At 48.1% G+C, this 15,260-nt stretch carries 12 protein-coding genes; 6 read left to right on the top strand and 6 right to left on the bottom strand.

Features of this window, described 5'->3' with window-relative positions; translation table 11 throughout:
• The first annotated feature begins 367 nt into the window (after window positions 1-367).
• Together J1836_RS05215 and J1836_RS05210 are read left to right on the top strand one after the other, a co-directional pair.
• Window positions 368-2,428 carry a DUF8189 domain-containing protein gene (locus J1836_RS05215; RefSeq protein WP_207250022.1) on the top strand — a complete coding sequence of 687 codons (2,061 nt, stop codon included), beginning with the start codon at window positions 368-370 and terminating at the stop codon, window positions 2,426-2,428.
• 119 nt (window positions 2,429-2,547) lie between these two features.
• Window positions 2,548-2,871, top strand: coding sequence for a hypothetical protein (locus tag J1836_RS05210; protein WP_207250021.1), 324 nt, complete (start codon window positions 2,548-2,550; stop codon window positions 2,869-2,871).
• 133 nt (window positions 2,872-3,004) lie between these two features.
• Here the strand turns inward: J1836_RS05210 and J1836_RS05205 are convergent, their stop codons facing one another.
• The 4 genes from J1836_RS05205 to J1836_RS05190 all read right to left on the bottom strand — a co-directional run bounded on the left by J1836_RS05205 (window position 3,005) and on the right by J1836_RS05190 (window position 7,557).
• Window positions 3,005-3,397 carry a hypothetical protein gene (locus J1836_RS05205; RefSeq protein ID WP_207250020.1) on the bottom strand — a complete coding sequence of 131 codons (393 nt, stop codon included), beginning with the start codon at window positions 3,395-3,397 and terminating at the stop codon, window positions 3,005-3,007.
• Between the two features lie 73 nt (window positions 3,398-3,470).
• Window positions 3,471-3,743: a hypothetical protein gene (locus J1836_RS05200; RefSeq protein ID WP_207250019.1), complete on the bottom strand. Its 273-nt coding sequence runs from the start codon at window positions 3,741-3,743 to the stop codon at window positions 3,471-3,473.
• A 149-nt stretch (window positions 3,744-3,892) separates the two neighbouring features.
• A complete protein-coding gene (locus J1836_RS05195; protein WP_207250018.1) occupies window positions 3,893-4,447 on the bottom strand; it encodes a hypothetical protein in 555 nt (184 codons plus the stop codon).
• 404 nt (window positions 4,448-4,851) lie between these two features.
• Window positions 4,852-7,557 (bottom strand): FG-GAP repeat domain-containing protein, encoded by a 2,706-nt coding sequence (locus J1836_RS05190; RefSeq protein ID WP_207250017.1) that lies wholly within the window; start codon window positions 7,555-7,557, stop codon window positions 4,852-4,854.
• Between the two features lie 500 nt (window positions 7,558-8,057).
• Here J1836_RS05190 and J1836_RS05185 point away from each other — a divergent pair, with 500 nt between their 5' ends.
• Window positions 8,058-8,330 (top strand): IS4/Tn5 family transposase DNA-binding protein, encoded by a 273-nt coding sequence (locus J1836_RS05185; protein ID WP_207250016.1) that lies wholly within the window; start codon window positions 8,058-8,060, stop codon window positions 8,328-8,330.
• The gene (locus J1836_RS05180) at window positions 8,263-9,060 is read left to right on the top strand and encodes an IS4 family transposase (RefSeq protein ID WP_207250015.1); all 798 of its coding nucleotides are present in this window, start codon (window positions 8,263-8,265) and stop codon (window positions 9,058-9,060) included. The genes J1836_RS05185 and J1836_RS05180 overlap by 68 nt, the downstream gene beginning before the upstream one ends.
• Window positions 9,061-9,265: 205 nt before the next feature.
• Here the strand turns inward: J1836_RS05180 and J1836_RS05175 are convergent, their stop codons facing one another.
• Window positions 9,266-10,102: a helix-turn-helix domain-containing protein gene (locus J1836_RS05175; RefSeq protein ID WP_207250014.1), complete on the bottom strand. Its 837-nt coding sequence runs from the start codon at window positions 10,100-10,102 to the stop codon at window positions 9,266-9,268.
• Window positions 10,103-10,450: 348 nt separating this feature from the next.
• The gene (gene fusA / locus J1836_RS05170) at window positions 10,451-12,547 is read right to left on the bottom strand and encodes an elongation factor G (RefSeq protein ID WP_207250013.1); all 2,097 of its coding nucleotides are present in this window, start codon (window positions 12,545-12,547) and stop codon (window positions 10,451-10,453) included.
• A gap of 366 nt (window positions 12,548-12,913) precedes the next feature.
• Between fusA and J1836_RS05165 the strand changes: the two genes are divergently transcribed.
• Both J1836_RS05165 and J1836_RS05160 read left to right on the top strand, forming a co-directional pair.
• On the top strand, window positions 12,914-13,612 hold the full coding sequence (locus J1836_RS05165) for a response regulator transcription factor (RefSeq protein WP_207250012.1): 699 nt from the start codon (window positions 12,914-12,916) through the stop codon (window positions 13,610-13,612).
• Window positions 13,603-15,240, top strand: coding sequence for a HAMP domain-containing sensor histidine kinase (locus J1836_RS05160; protein WP_207250011.1), 1,638 nt, complete (start codon window positions 13,603-13,605; stop codon window positions 15,238-15,240). The genes J1836_RS05165 and J1836_RS05160 overlap by 10 nt, the downstream gene beginning before the upstream one ends.
• Window positions 15,241-15,260 lie beyond the last annotated feature (20 nt).

Genomic DNA, 15,260 nt, shown 5'->3' with positions numbered 1-15,260 from the left:
CGTAGACGGATCGATCCCAGTGCGCCAAATTTTATTTTCTTGCAAAAAAATACAACTAACGTGCAAAAAAGTTCTAACCATTATTGAAAATAAATCTATAGACTTTGCCTTGGTTCATTATTTAAAAAATAATGAAGGATGATGATGTTTCATATCCATGACAAAGAGAAATTGACCTAAGTCTTCAGCATTTAACGAATACCTGACGCGTATGGGGTAGTGTCTTTTCGCGGCAGGAATAACGCTTAACAATGGGAGAATATAAAATATGAATGTTTCCAATGATATACTCAATAAAATCAGAATAAGTGCAAAAGCGAAACTGCAAGTCAGACACGACATTAGAACTAACCGTGTAAATCTCTACATGTCCAACCGGAGCGTTCCAGCGGGAGATGATGTGGTTCTGGGTCTGAATCGCCGTATTACTCTGCCTAGGGAATCAGTCATCGTGCTGGTGGATCATGCACCGCTCTATAACTGGGGACATTCTTGCGAACATATGCTGTATGACGCCAAAACTGGCGATTATTACGATACCCATCCCTCGCAGTTTCCACCAGCAGATTATTACCACTCACCCGATCATTACGACGCGATTCATGCACCTGTGGCTATACCTACACTCACCAGCGGTGTAGCGGTCGCAGCGCAGCCCACAAGTATTCCAGAACTCAATTATGCGATTGCCAATACTACCGGAAAAAAATATGCAATCTTGTTTTCCGGGATGTCCAATAACCGACATTTGAACGATCTCGAGTTTCTCTACCGGACATTGGTGGATGTCTACACGTTCGATCCGGTGAATATCACCGTGCTCAATTATGACGGCACGGTCAATTATGCAGGTACTCCGCAGCCAGTCACAACGTGGCCTGGCAATAACACACCTTATCGCATCAAGGTCAATGGATCGGGAACCAATACGGCTCTCGGACAGGCACTGGATGCCATTAAGACAAAATTGCAATCCAACGACCTGCTTCTCGTTCATACCAATAATCACGGTGGCGGGCCGACTAGTGATCCAGAAGCATGGCTTTGTTGCTACCCCAACTGGAACAGCTTCACCGCTACCGATTTTGCCAACAAGGTCAAAGTGCTGCCGGTTTTCGGGAGCTTGGTGGTAATGATGGAGCAATGCCATTCCGGTGGCTTCCAAGATGCGGTACTGAATAATTCCAAGGCTACCTGTACTTCTTTCGCTGCGGCATGTATCGCGACTGCCAATTCCATGGGTGGTGCGGATTTCGATCCATTCGCCAAGGATTGGATTGCGGGGGTTACAGGGCGCAATCCTAATGGTTCGGCGCTTTCCACTACGGTTTCGGAGCCAGCTTCGGCATATGATGTCTTCGCCTACGCCAACGCTGTCAAGGTTGAGGGAGACTCCCCGCAGTTTGCCGACAAGCCTGCGAATTGCGGAAAGTCGCAGTATCTTACTGGCATTCCGCAGAAGACGTTCTCTGCGGTCATTGCATCAGGTAACAGCGATGGTCGACTCGAGGTATTGGCCATCGGTACGGACAATGCGTTGTGGCATATCTGGCAGACAGCACCCAACAACGGCTGGAGTGCTTTGGCTAGCATGGGCGGCATCGTGAAAGAAATTGCGGCGGCAAAAAACCAAGACGGTCGACTTGAGGTATTGGCCATCGGTTCGGACAACGCCTTGTGGCATATTTGGCAGACAGCACCCAACAACGGCTGGAGTGCTTGGGCTAGCATGGGCGGCATCGTGAAGGAAATTGCAACGGCAAAAAACCAAGACGGTCGCCTCGAAGTATTCGCCATCGGTTCGGACAATGCGTTGTGGCATATCTGGCAGACGGCACCCAACAACGGCTGGAGTGCTTGGGCTAGTATGGGCGGTGGGGTAAAACATATCCGGGCGGGCAACAACGCTGACGGTCGCATCGAAGTGTTTGCTATCGGTACGGACAATGCGTTGTGGCATATCTGGCAGAAGGCATCCAATAACGGCTGGAGTGCTTGGACTAGCATGGGCGGCATCGTGAAGGAAATTGCGACGGCAAAAAACCAAGACGGTCGCCTCGAAGTATTCGCCATCGGTACGGACAATGCCTTGTGGCATATCTGGCAGACGGCACCCAACAATGGCTGGAGTGCTTGGGCTAGTATGGGCGGTGGGGTAAAACATATCCGGGCGGGCAACAACGCTGACGGTCGCATCGAAGTGTTTGCTATCGGTACGGACAATGCGTTGTGGCATATCTGGCAGAAGGCATCCAATAACGGCTGGAGTGCTTGGACTAGCATGGGCGGCATCGTGAAGGAAATTGCGACGGCAAAAAACCAAGACGGTCGCCTCGAAGTATTCGCCATCGGTTCGGACAATGCGTTGTGGCATATCTGGCAGACGGCACCCAACAACGGCTGGAGTACATGGGGAAAGCTGACTTGACATCCAAAGTCGGGACGGAAAGAGGGGGATTTCCCCTTTTTTCGCTGGCTTGGTGTCTAATGTTGTGCCTGTTTTATATTTTTGCGAACCCGATGCAATGCTTGACTGGAGAAGGGAAAATGGATTTATCCGATAACAGGATGCTTGAATTACTAGAGCCTCTGATGCCATTGGATCGAAGCGGCGAAGCCGTCGTGTATCTGGATACACAGTTGATGCCCCAAGGAGCAAGTATCCGGCTGGGGTCGAGAGAATATCAGATACCCTTTGTTGGCTACTTCTTGTTTGTCGATCTGATGCCCGAAGCTAACTGGAGTCATCCCGCCATGGGGGTTTTCATAAGTCGAGAAGGCGATAAGGTATCCTCCGTAAAAGTCGAATTTCCGCCGTTCTTCGGCGACCCGCCAGCAACTTATCGAAGACTTTCTCTTGAAAACCGATGACGGAATCCAGTTGCCAGCGCAAATTGGTTTCCAGCGGTGTCTCCGTGCGGCTTAAACAGCGGGAAGGCGGCAGCAAAACAGCGTTCGGCTTCAGCAGGGTTTTCCATCCACGGCGGCTATCAATGCTGACTGATCATGAGGGGTCACGGATAACATATTTACAAACCAAACAGGCATCTTTTTTATCTTGGAAAAACCAGCGACAGGTATCCCGTATCCCACACTTGGGCAACGCTGTATTGGCTTCAGGAAGGTTGGCTTTCATGGCAACCGCCACATCGGCTAATCCACAATGCTCCGCTTCCCACTGGACACAATCCTCTTTCATGCAAGAACCGGAAAATCTCAGGCGTTTTCCTGTGGCTATCCCTTGCTTGCTGAAATCATCCAGCAGTGCCTGTGTCAGTTTGATATTTGGCGAGAGATAAGCAACAGAACCGTTATCCTGTACGATTCCCAATAGGGATGAGCCAATCTCAGGAGGGGCACTGGGGCAAGTTGATGCAGCTATTTTAGGCGTACTCATTAACGTGATCCTCAATACAGAGCGATATGGCACAGTGGGGCTGTCGATCAAGAACAACCCCAGCGGCTGATGATTACATAGCAGGCAGTGTTCGCCGTATTTCCTCTTCTTTTTTGAAAGCATCCACAAGGGATGCTTGATCTTTAATTAAAGCGAGCATTCCGCCATTAGGTCTGTCCATCTTTAACGAGCCAATTAATTTGCTAATCCTGCTTTCAGGGGTTGCAATGACTGTTTCTGTCACTGCTTTTGCGATGGCAGCCGCAATAGTTGCGTGCTGTTTGTCAGTCAATTCAATACCTGAAAGTACATATTCAAATTTATGAGTGGTTGGTTTTGTGCTCATTTCAAATTCTCCTGTGCTTTATCATTCATGTTTAGTAACGGATGGTGAGGATGAAATTATAATAGTGTCTGAAGGCATGACTTATCACTCCTTTGTATAATAAAGCTAAACAACCAATAGCTTTGCAAATGTTATCGCTCTCTCGTTTGCTAGCCAACAACCGTCAACGCCCTGATGGCGGTGGCGCTGTCTTGTGACTTTGGAAACAGCCAATCCATGTCACATTCGGCATAAATATTGAACCTAATATTGGTAATGCCGCCCGTAGCGGTTGAACCAGCCTTGCCTTGTAAACTGATACTATCAGTATCGTCAACACCGAGGTAACCAGCAGGATCAGGAATAATAGGCATTGCATCTACAACCGGGAATGGGAAAAAAATTGTTGAGGGGGGGAATAAATACATCCCTGCAACTGAAGTTCCTGGTGTTAATTTGTTGGCTTCACTTGGATATAGGCTGGAATGTGCTTTGGGCGATGCTGGGACAATCAGTTTCCCTACAGATGAATTTTCTACCCATACATGCCAGATAACATTTTTCAGTGGAATATCTGCATTTTTGGCTTTCAACGTAAAGCCAAACTGCTCGTCTGGGCCAACTGTTAATCCTGCTGCCGGGTTAAGTGGTGAAATTGATACAGTAACTTTTGTGTCAATATAGTTAATAACAGCACTCCGAATATCTTGTAGGTTAATAGCCATGATAATTTCCTCATATTGATTTACATACACTCATGTCGCTTGACATGGTTAGAATAGTTTTTGGGGGAAATTAGGGCTTGTAGTTTTTTGCAAATGACTTGAAGTTTTTTGCTCAATCGTTGCTCTTTCCTGAAAGTCAGGCTGAAAGCACTGATGCCCATGTTGCAAACCTCTGCCACCGTTTCCTCCCGTACCTGTCGCTGCAAGAACGGCTGCAACGTTTCCAGACGAAACCCAACAGGCGCAGCAAAGACCGGAGGCTGTCCAAACTGAACACCGTTATATCTTGACTAAGTTCAGCGTCCCGCCCCCCCCCACGAACCCCAAAAATACAAAGTTACTTCGTGGCGCGGATGTGCTGGAAAGGGCGGGTTAGACAAAGGTTTACGCGAAATAAAAGATGCCTAAAACCTAATCAAATCTCCCGATTCTACGTTTTTCGCCTGTACATGTGAGATAGCCTCTTCGACTATAATGAGCAAGTAGAAAAGCTTGTCTAAGTACACTGCACTTTCAACTGAAATGCTTTTTAAATTAGTGATTAAGTTATCTAAAGAGGCGATAGCAAAGAAATTTTCTGCAACTCGTTGTTTAATAATATCTAAATTGGCATCTATTAAGTGATTGAATGCTTTTTTCTTTTGTAATTCCTTAGGGGATTCTCCGAGTGTTTTGTAGAACACTGTTCTGTCTATTTTCAGGCTATTTAAGATGTGGTGGGTATGGATAGTCATTTCCTGCTCATGGACATTAAATTTTAGGTAGTCCGTAATTTTTTTAACTGGCAGTAGTTGTGCTTTGAATATGCCTTTGTATATGTTTCTCCGCATAACTTCAGCATCAATTTGATTGATCAGACTCTCTGACCTAATATAACAGTGCTCTAATAAAACAATCAGATTTGAGATTTCGTTGATCATGCGCACGAAACCTGCTGTATCTGTATAAGAACCGGGAACTAGCTCATTGTTCATACTAGAATGCCTAATTGGCTCAGCCACGACATCCCAATTCATGTCCCCAAAGATAGTTTGCCAAGGTTTGGGGAATGACCGTGTATAGACATCGGCAGCTCGATTTACAAAAGTTGTATTGTTGAGTATATTTTTCAAACTTGCAATTGAGGGCGCAAAAGCATTGAAGTCTGCCTTCATAGAAGCCAAAAAATCTGCTGTAGATACTGTTGTTTTGTCTTTTTCCGCTTGCGTTAACTTACTAAAATCTGTAGGGTAAATGTAGCGATACAAATAACAATGCCTTACCATCAGATCCCATCCGCTACCTAATGCTATATAGAACGTGATAGCTGGTTTGTAAAACAGCGATAGTGTGTTTATTTCGGTATTGTCATTTCGGTAGATTTTTTGATAAAAGCGATGTGGTGTTTTAGAAGTCAACAGACTGGCTGCATAGTACGGAGACCACCATAACCCAAACATACTTGGCTTCCCGAAAATCTGCATTATCTCTGATGGATTGGGAGTATTAGTAAGTCCTGGCGCATATACAGTTGTGGTTGACATTGCTAAATAACGTTCTCCAAGGGCATTTAGCACAGCCTCACCGCCATCGCAACTTCCGTCAAATACCGACAAATCAACACCTTTATTGCCTATCAATTGAAATGAAGGGGCAAATTGGTCGTAGCCTACAATAGCACCGTCTTCAAATTGAAGTATATGTGTCAACGATACACTTTTAGTTGTATCACCTAAAGATCTACTACTTCCCCCATGCCCTGCTAAATATACAAAAAGTTTGTCGCTTGCTTTAAGGTAAAGAGCTAAGTTCTTCAATATCCCAATTCCTGTAGCAGCGTTAGGGGTAACAAACACAGTGTAGCCTCTGCTTCTCAAAAAGGCCGTAGTGCTATCGACTGAACCTTGCCACTGCGAGTTATAAATGATCAGCCCATAAGATTGTCCAAGACCTGCTTCCAAGTCATTATCGGCAGTGTTCAGTAACCAACCGCCAAAACGGGTGTCGTTAGGTGACATTGTAACTGCGTTGAAAGTATTACCTGATTGTTTCAATACCCCCATACCCCATGGTGAGGTAATTTGGATTTCGACTTGGCCATCGGCATCAAAATCGGCAGCGTAGTTGAGTCGATTATCTCGGGTATTCAATAGCCAACCGCCAAAACGAGTACCGTTGGGGACAGCGACACTCGAGTGTAGTGTTTTATCATTGAGTTTTAGTACGCCCAAACCCCAGTCGCTCGTGATTAAGATTTCAGTTTTTCCGTCGCCATCGAAATCCCCAACTGTGTTCATTTTGTTGGTTTTGCTGTCTAGTACCCAGCTACCCAAGTGATTGCCATTGTTGGCTGCGCAAATACTAGTCAAGTGATTGCCTTGTAGTTTGATTATGCCTATTTTGCTAGAGTTGCTGACTAGTATTTCATCTCTGCCATCGCCATCGAAATCTCCTACGACTTCGAATTTGTCAGCAGAAGTATCCAGCACCCAACTACCGAAATCTGTGCCATTAGATGCCATAACAATGGAAGTAAGGGTTGTGCCATTGAATTTGAGTATGCCTAAACCCCAGAGCGAAGTCACCACAATTTCCGTTTGCTTGTCACCGTCAAAATCGCCAACGAGAGTAAAGAAGTTGTCTCGGGTGTTCAATAACCATCCGCCAAATCGGGTATCATTCGCTGCGAGCATGAGAGAGGTGATGCCGTTATTGGCATATTTCAAAATGCCAATACCCCACGGGCTAGTCATTAATATTTCTTCTTTACCATCGCGGTCAAAATCAGCGGCGTGCAAAAACTGGTTGTCGGCGGTATTAATTATCCACCCGCCGTGCCGAGTGCCATTTTGTGCCATGGCGATAGAACTGAATTTACCGTTGATAAGTTTTAGTATGCCGATCCCCCACGGGCTGGACATCAATAATTCGGCTCTGCCATCACCATCAAAATCAGCTTTTAGTTCGGTATTATTATCTTTTGTATTCAATAGCCAACTACCAAATCGTGTGCCATTAGGCGACATGGTGTGTAGAGAGATGTTGTTTTGCGATAGACTTAGGAGTCCTAAACCCCATGGACTAGTGACTAATATGTCGGCTTTGCCGTCACTGTTAAAATCATTTTTCATAAATATCTCCTCGGTGTTTAGATCAAGGAAGAAGGTTTACCTCCGTGCCCCTGACGTCTCTTAAGAAATAAATTCGCAAATCGTTGATAGTTAAATGACTCTGTACACGACAAAAAATTCTGGCTGCTTGTAACTCATTGATTTATCATTCTTCAAAGTTTGCACCCACAACAACAAATCAAACACGTACAGGGCTACAGAAAATATCGAAACCGATAACTCAATTGCTGATGCTATATCTAAAATCACTCAAGTACTTATTATTTGCGGTGGTGGCAGTAATAATCTTCATATTATTCCCTCTCTACGCAATAACCTAGCCGTCAGGATAGGTGATCAATACTATTGACTATTAGGATTTTGTTGCAAATGACTGGTAGTTTTTTGCAAGTATTTCACCACCCTGCTGAAAAGCTGTAGGCGTCTGCCCCACGACCCGCTTGAATGCATCTCCTTATACACAAGTCCCCAAGCTGATGTAAGATAAGCAATTTTCGCCCATGAACGGGTCATCTAGCGAACTCACCGATCTTGATTTGGGAGACAAGCGTCTCGAAACACGCGCTGTCCATATTCTCAACGCTATGCTGAAAGCCCCCCAGTCCAGCATCCCTAGGGCTTGCCAAAGTTGGTCAAGCACCTTGGCGACGTACCGTTTCTTCTGGAATGAAGCGGTGAGCCATGAGGCTTTGATGGCATCCCACTTTGAAGCGACAGAGTACCGAATTCGTCAACTTGCTCCAACGGGCGCAAGCCTTGAATTACCCGGCTGACCTGCTGATACGGGCGCAACATAACCGTGCCTTAGGAGATGACCTCAAACTGTGGGATGCCATTGAGCAACAACAGGCGTTGACCCGTATCACCTTTACCAAACCACGCAAGCAGGGTGAAAAGCCCCGCAAAGTGGTACAAGAAATCAAGGTGTTACGTTATACCTTGCGTCCCAAGAGTCAGCATCCGATGCTATTGACCTTGGTTCAAGCCAAAGAAATCAACCCACCCGCCGGAAAATCTCCCCTTATTTGGCGTTTAGTCACCAACCGTTGTGTGGAAACAGCCGATGCTGCCTGTGAACTTATCGACTGGTATCGAGCGCGTTGGGAAATCGAGATGTTTTTTGATGTCCTGAAAGTCGGCTGCCGCGTCGAAAAACTGCAACTGGAGACCAAAGAGCGCATCGAAAAAGCCCTCGCGCTCTACATCATGGTGGCGTGGCGGATTATGTTTCTGATGCGGCTGGGGCGTACCTGCCCAGAACTCCCGGCTAATCGGGTGTTTGACCCGCTGGAATGGAAAGTCTCCTTCCGGCTCGGCAAAAAAGCACTACCCGATGGCATACCGACCCTCCATCAAGTGATCCGCAATCTGGCAGAACTGGGTGGCTTTTTGGGCAGAAAATCCGACGGCGAACCGGGGGCTAAAAGTATCTGGTTAGGCTATTCACGCGTGCTGGACTGCATTTATGGCATTCAGATGGCTAGTGAGTTAGGAATGGATTGATTTGTGTATAAGGAGATGGGTATAACCTTGTCACGGATTATCCACGGATCAGGTGTAGGTCTTACTTCCAGTAGATTTTTTAACAGCAACCATGGTTCATGAATAACTGGTATATCAATGCAAATTTTCTCACCATTTATTGTGATACAATAATTAAACTTAGACATAACCATCTCCTTTTGCTTTTCTATTGTCAGAATAATCGCTACCCACAGCAGTCATAATTACATTCCTTATCGTTTATGTTACTGAAAATAGGTTGAAAACTGCTAGGATTATTATGCTCAGTGCCAGTATTTTTTTGCAAAGTTAATAATATTTGAAAGCCCGTTGGTGTTTGTCCCATCAAGCGCTTAAACATCCTCGAAAAATACGATAAATCATTAAACCCCACCGTAAACGCCACATCCGTCACATTCACCCCCGACACCCGCAACAACTCACACGCCTTACCAATCCGGTAAGCCAGCAAATAGTCCCGGAACGTCTTCCCCTGCTCCTTCCTGAAAGTCCGGCTGAAAGCACTCACGCACATGTTGCAAACCTCTGCCACTGCCTCTTCCCGTACTGCTTCGTAATAATGTGATTCCACATAACTCACCGCTGCTGCCGTTTTGTGGCAAGCAACCGTGCGGAAGCGCAACTCATTAGGGATCGGGTTCGCCCCTTGTGAACAAGAGGCTATCATGGCCTCTTCCACACTCCCCACCAGCTCATGTTGCGAGATGGGAACCACCAAGTAGTTCGTTACGTGGTTACGTAATGCCCAGATTGCCAGCGCCTCCGAATGGTATTCGGTCAGCATCAACACCGGAATAGCCGCAAACCGCCGTCGGATACTGCTCAAACTGGATAGGGAAGGGATGTCAGGGCGGTCGAATTCAAACACCAGCAACCTAGGCGATTCACGCTCCGTCACGTTGCTGACATAATTAGGGGTTTCCACTTTCTCGACTCGCCAGCCACTGGGGATCAGGCGACGGTTACTAGGGGTGGTGCGGTTAAAGCGTAAATCAGCCCACACAATGCTTTCTGGACACATAAGTTAAGCCCTCAACGAATACTCTATTAAGGCTGTCCCTCAACAGCCCTCCCTCGCAAGTGACCCAAACCCAATTAATCAATAAAAACCTAATCGCGTTTCGAGCCTAATAGTTATTCTTCTTGATTGTATTATGGGCAAAATAACTTACAAATCCCTTACAAAAAGCATAGCTTTTGTTCAGAAGCACGAATTAGATAGATCAAAATTATCTATAAAATATTTTAATTTAATTATTAAAACAGTCAATTTAAGTTCTTCCAGACGAAAAAAAGCCCCGCTAGCTACCCAGCGAGGCTTTTTCTTAGCCCCTCGCCCCTTGAGGGAGAGGGGTTGGGGTGAGGGGTTTTACTTCTCAGCGTCCAACGCTTTCTTACGTTCTTGCGCTTCTTTGATGACCGCATCGGAAACCGATTTCGGGCAAGCCGCGTAATGGGAGAATTCCATCGAGAACTGACCACGACCCGAAGTCATGGTACGCAGTGTACCGATGTAACCAAACATTTCAGACAGTGGCGCTTCTGCCTTGATACGTGCACCGATAGGCGCGGCATCTTGGGATTTGATCATTGCACGACGACGGTTCAAGTCACCGATCACGTCGCCCACATGGGAATCCGGTGCGAATACGTCAACTTTCATGATTGGCTCAAGGATTTGCGGACCCGCTTTAGGCATGGTTTGACGGAAGCCGCCTTTCGCCGCAATTTCAAACGCAATGGCTGAGGAGTCAACCGCGTGGAAACCACCTTCGCGCAAGGTGAATTTCACGTCAACGACCGGGTAGCCAGCGAGTGGGCCTTTGCCCATGCTGTCTTTGAAACCCTTGTCGACCGCAGGCCAGAATTCGCGCGGTACAGAGCCACCGACGACCACAGATTCAAAGGTATAACCTGTACCCGGTTCGCCCGGTTCGATGGTGTAGTCGATTTTACCGTATTGACCAGAACCACCCGACTGCTTCTTGTGGGTATAGCTGTCTTCAACGCGAGTGGTGATAGATTCGCGGTAAGCAACCTGTGGTTTACCCACGTTAACTTCTACGCCGTGAGTACGCAGCAAAATGTCGACTTTGATGTCCAAGTGCAATTCGCCCATGCCTTTGAGGATGGTTTCATTGGTTTCTTGGTCAGTCTCAATGCGGAAAGACGGGTCTTCTTTCGCCATTTTGTTGAGGGCGATACCCATTTTTTCTGCACCGGCTTTGTTCTTCGGTGAGATAGCGATGGAGATGACCGGATCAGGGAAGACCATCGGTTCAAGTGTCGCAGGGTTTTTCGGGTCACACAGGGTATGACCAGTCTGCACGTTTTTCAGACCAACCAGTGCAATAATGTCACCCGCTTGCGCGAAATCAATGGAGTTCGCATCATCCGCGTGCATTTCCACCATACGCCCAACCCGTTCGGTTTTGCCGGTGAAAGTGTTGAGGATGGTGTCGCCGGTTTTCAGTGTACCGGAGTAAATACGCGTAAACGTCAGTGCACCGTATTTGTCGTCCATGATTTTGAACGCCAAGGCACGCAGTGGGCGGTTTGCATCAACGATAGCGAATTCGCCAGTCGGGTTACCTTCCAAGTCAACTTCAGGCTGTGGTTTTACGTCAATCGGGCTTGGCAGGTAGTCAACCACGCCGTCCAACACCAACTGCACGCCTTTGTTTTTAAAGGAAGAGCCAGCAAATGTTGGGAAGAAGTCCAAATTGATCGTGCCTTTGCGGATGCAACGCTTGATGTCTTCCAAGGCGGGTTCTTCACCACCGAGATACATTTCCATCAGGTCGTCGTCTTGCTCAACCGCCATTTCGATTAGCTTTTCACGCCATTCATCCACCAGAGCTTCCATATCTGCCGGAACGTCTTCAATGGTGTACTTCATCGGGTCACCGGAGCTGTCCCATACCCATGCTTTACGGGTTAACAGGTCAACCACACCCACGAAGTTGTCTTCCAGACCGATCGGTAATGTCATTGGCATGGGGCGTGCGCCGAGTACGTCTTCTACCTGTTTGACAACGCGGTAGTAGTCAGCACCAATACGGTCGAGTTTATTGATATAAATAACACGGGCAACGCCGGAGTCATTCGCATAACGCCAGTTGGTTTCTGATTGTGGCTCAACACCGCCGGAACCGCAGAATACGCCCACGCCGCCATCAAGAACTTTCAAGGAACGGTAAACTTCGATGGTGAAGTCAACGTGCCCTGGAGTGTCGATAACGTTGAAGCGGTGACCTTTCCAGAAACAGGTGGTCGCTGCCGACTGGATGGTGATCCCGCGCTCAGCTTCCTGCGCCATGAAGTCCATTGTCGATGCGCCATCATGAACTTCACCCAGCTTATGAATTTTGCCGGTGAGTTTCAGGATACGTTCGGTCGTGGTGGTTTTGCCCGCGTCAACGTGGGCGAAAATGCCGATATTCCGGTAAAGTGTTAAGTCAGTCATTTGTCCAAATCTCTAAGAATAAGCGCAGGAACTGCGGATAAGGGGGCGATTGTAATCCATCTTGCAGCACGGAGTAAGAGGAAATTCAAGCACGATTTGCAGAAACCCCTGATTTTTCTATTCTGCACACAATCTGCAAACTATTTCCGACGTATCTCCACATTATCGGGATAAAGCCTGCACATGTCTTACGTAGCATACAGTCCTGACACTACTCACCGAACGGGTACTGGAGATGACAACAATAATCTTCTGCTACGACCAGTTTTCCCGGCGGGGTTTTAGAAACCCTGAGACTCCTAGATCCCGATCGACGGTACGACACCCGCCGATTGGGGTTTCCTATTGTTTGCTACACTACGCCTTATGAATAAACACATACTCATTGCCGACGACGACCCGCATATCCGCGATGTGATTAGCTTCGCGCTCGAAAAAGCGGGAATGCAAGTCACCCAAACCGAGGACGGTCGCCAAGCCTTGGACACCTTCCGCCATCACCCCACCGATTTGCTGGTGCTCGACATTAATATGCCGGAACTGGACGGGTTGGAAGTCTGCCGCGAAATCCGCAAATTTTCTGACGTGCCGATTTTGTTTTTGTCATCGCGGGATGATGAGATTGACCGCATTCTGGGCTTGGAAATCGGCGGCGATGATTACGTCACCAAACCGTTCAGCCCGCGTGAATTGGTGGCACGCATCAACGTCATCCTCAAACGCACTCAGCAGCAAAGCAAACCTGCCGTCGAGCCACCACTGGGCACATTACGTTACGGCAAGCTCAGTATTCAGCCCGAACAACACGCCGCGCAGTGGGATGGCACAGCCCTCAATCTCACTGCCACCGAATTTGCCATGCTGCAACTGTTTGCCCGCCAGCCGACCCGCGTCTTCAGCCGCGACAGCATTATGGGCAATGCCTACGACGGCAATGTGTACGTCAGCGACCGCACCATCGACAGCCATATCCGCCACATTCGCCAGAAATTTGCCGATAGTGGCTGTGAAAATGTGATTGAAACGGTGCATGGAGTCGGTTATAAACTTGCTTCATGCCAATAAATGCTCACCTGCCGTTACCACGCAAAACCCTGTTCCGCTTGCGGAGCATTTTGCTGTTGGTGATGTTGGCGGTGTTGGCGTTACCGCTGGGAGGGCTGTATTTCTTCCGCATTTACGAAAATGAATTGGTGCAGCAAACCGAGCTGGAACTGATTTCGCAATCCGCCGTCTTGGCAGCGACCTTTCGGCAATTCGTGCGCGATCAACGCCGTGAAGAGGATTACGGTTACGTGCAGTTTTCCAGCTCGCTGACCTTGCCAGACAATCCCTATCTGCACAAACCACAACCGCTGGATGATACGTTTTATGCGCCCGTCACACCCCGTGTGGATCTCATCGACCCGATTGCGCCCCCCCGCCCCGATGCTCGCCCCAGCACGCAAGCGACTGACCCGCTTGCCCACAAAATTGGCGTACACATGAGCCATATTTTACAAGATACCCAGCAAGTCACGCTCTCCGGCATCCGCTTGCTGGATGCTAACGGCACGGTGATTGCGGGTCGCGAAGAAGTCGGCTTATCGTTAGCGCACATCCCCGAAATCAAACAAGCGCTGCAAGGCAAATACGCCAGCGTCATTCGCCAACGGGTATCGGATGAACCACCCCCGCCGCTGTATTCGGTGAGTCGCGGCACACATGTCCGCATTTTCACCGCCTTTCCCGTGATCGAAGAAGGGCGTTTGCAAGGCGTGGTTTACCTCTCGCGTACCCCTACCAATATCATCAAACACCTCTATGAAAACAAAGGCGTGGTCTTGCTGGCGACCTTGAGCTTGCTGGTGTTGGCTGTGTTATTAATTCTGTTGGTATCCTCCACCATTTCGCGCCCGATCCGCGAATTGTTGCGCCAAACCGAACGGGTACGCCAAGGCGAACAGCGCGAAGTTGAACCCATTCACAACCCTGTCACCAAAGAAATTGCGCAACTTTCCGAGAGTTTTGCAGGCATGTCCCACGCGTTGGCGGAACGTTCCGACTACATCCGCCGTTTTGCCACGCACGTTTCGCACGAATTTAAAACGCCACTGACCGCGATACAAGGCGCACTGGAATTGCTGCATGATCACATCGACACCATGCCGATGGAACGCCGTGAACGCTTCATCCAAAACCTGCTCGACGATACCCAACGCCTGAAAAGATTGGTGAATCGCTTACTGGAATTAGCACGCGCCGATTCGCTGGAAACCAGCAAAGACAGCAGCACCTTAACCAACCTGTTCAAGGCCCTCCGCAACCGCTATCAAGATCGCGGGCTAATATTACACTTCGGCAATCCACTCCCCAGCACCGCGTTGGCGATTGCGCCCGATGCACTCGAAGCCGTCGTCACCAATTTGCTGGATAACAGCTTGCAACACGGCGCAACACAGGTAAACCTTTATACCCACGGGGGCAGTGACACCTTGCGCTTGCGCCTGCATGACAACGGCAACGGTATCTCCGCCGCAAACCGTGACAAGATTTTCACGCCGTTTTTCACCACCAAACGCACCAAAGGTGGCACAGGGTTAGGGCTGGAAATTGTGACCTCTATCCTCAAAGCTTACGGCGGGAATATTCGCTTAGGCGATGCCACTAGCGGCGCTGAATTCATCTTGAATCTTCCTGTGGAAAAGCACTAGCCGCTGCACGGCTATCGTTT

The organism is Thiothrix fructosivorans (assembly GCF_017349355.1).
GTDB classification, from domain to species: Bacteria; Pseudomonadota; Gammaproteobacteria; order Thiotrichales; family Thiotrichaceae; genus Thiothrix; species Thiothrix fructosivorans.
This window is presented reverse-complemented; position numbering and strand designations above follow the sequence as displayed.

Excerpts from the sequence above, each read along its gene's own strand:
- J1836_RS05200 (WP_207250019.1), bottom strand. The coding sequence starts at position 3,743 with ATGAGCACAAAACCAACCACTCATAAATTTGAATATGTACTTTCAGGT.
- J1836_RS05215 (WP_207250022.1), top strand. The coding sequence starts at position 368 with ATGTCCAACCGGAGCGTTCCAGCGGGAGATGATGTGGTTCTGGGTCTG.
- J1836_RS05160 (WP_207250011.1), top strand. The coding sequence starts at position 13,603 with ATGCCAATAAATGCTCACCTGCCGTTACCACGCAAAACCCTGTTCCGC.
- J1836_RS05175 (WP_207250014.1), bottom strand. The coding sequence starts at position 10,102 with ATGTGTCCAGAAAGCATTGTGTGGGCTGATTTACGCTTTAACCGCACC.
- J1836_RS05165 (WP_207250012.1), top strand. The coding sequence starts at position 12,914 with ATGAATAAACACATACTCATTGCCGACGACGACCCGCATATCCGCGAT.
- J1836_RS05205 (WP_207250020.1), bottom strand. The coding sequence starts at position 3,397 with ATGAGTACGCCTAAAATAGCTGCATCAACTTGCCCCAGTGCCCCTCCT.
- fusA (WP_207250013.1), bottom strand. The coding sequence starts at position 12,547 with ATGACTGACTTAACACTTTACCGGAATATCGGCATTTTCGCCCACGTT.
- J1836_RS05195 (WP_207250018.1), bottom strand. The coding sequence starts at position 4,447 with ATGGCTATTAACCTACAAGATATTCGGAGTGCTGTTATTAACTATATT.
- J1836_RS05210 (WP_207250021.1), top strand. The coding sequence starts at position 2,548 with ATGGATTTATCCGATAACAGGATGCTTGAATTACTAGAGCCTCTGATG.
- J1836_RS05190 (WP_207250017.1), bottom strand. The coding sequence starts at position 7,557 with ATGAAAAATGATTTTAACAGTGACGGCAAAGCCGACATATTAGTCACT.
- J1836_RS05185 (WP_207250016.1), top strand. The coding sequence starts at position 8,058 with ATGAACGGGTCATCTAGCGAACTCACCGATCTTGATTTGGGAGACAAG.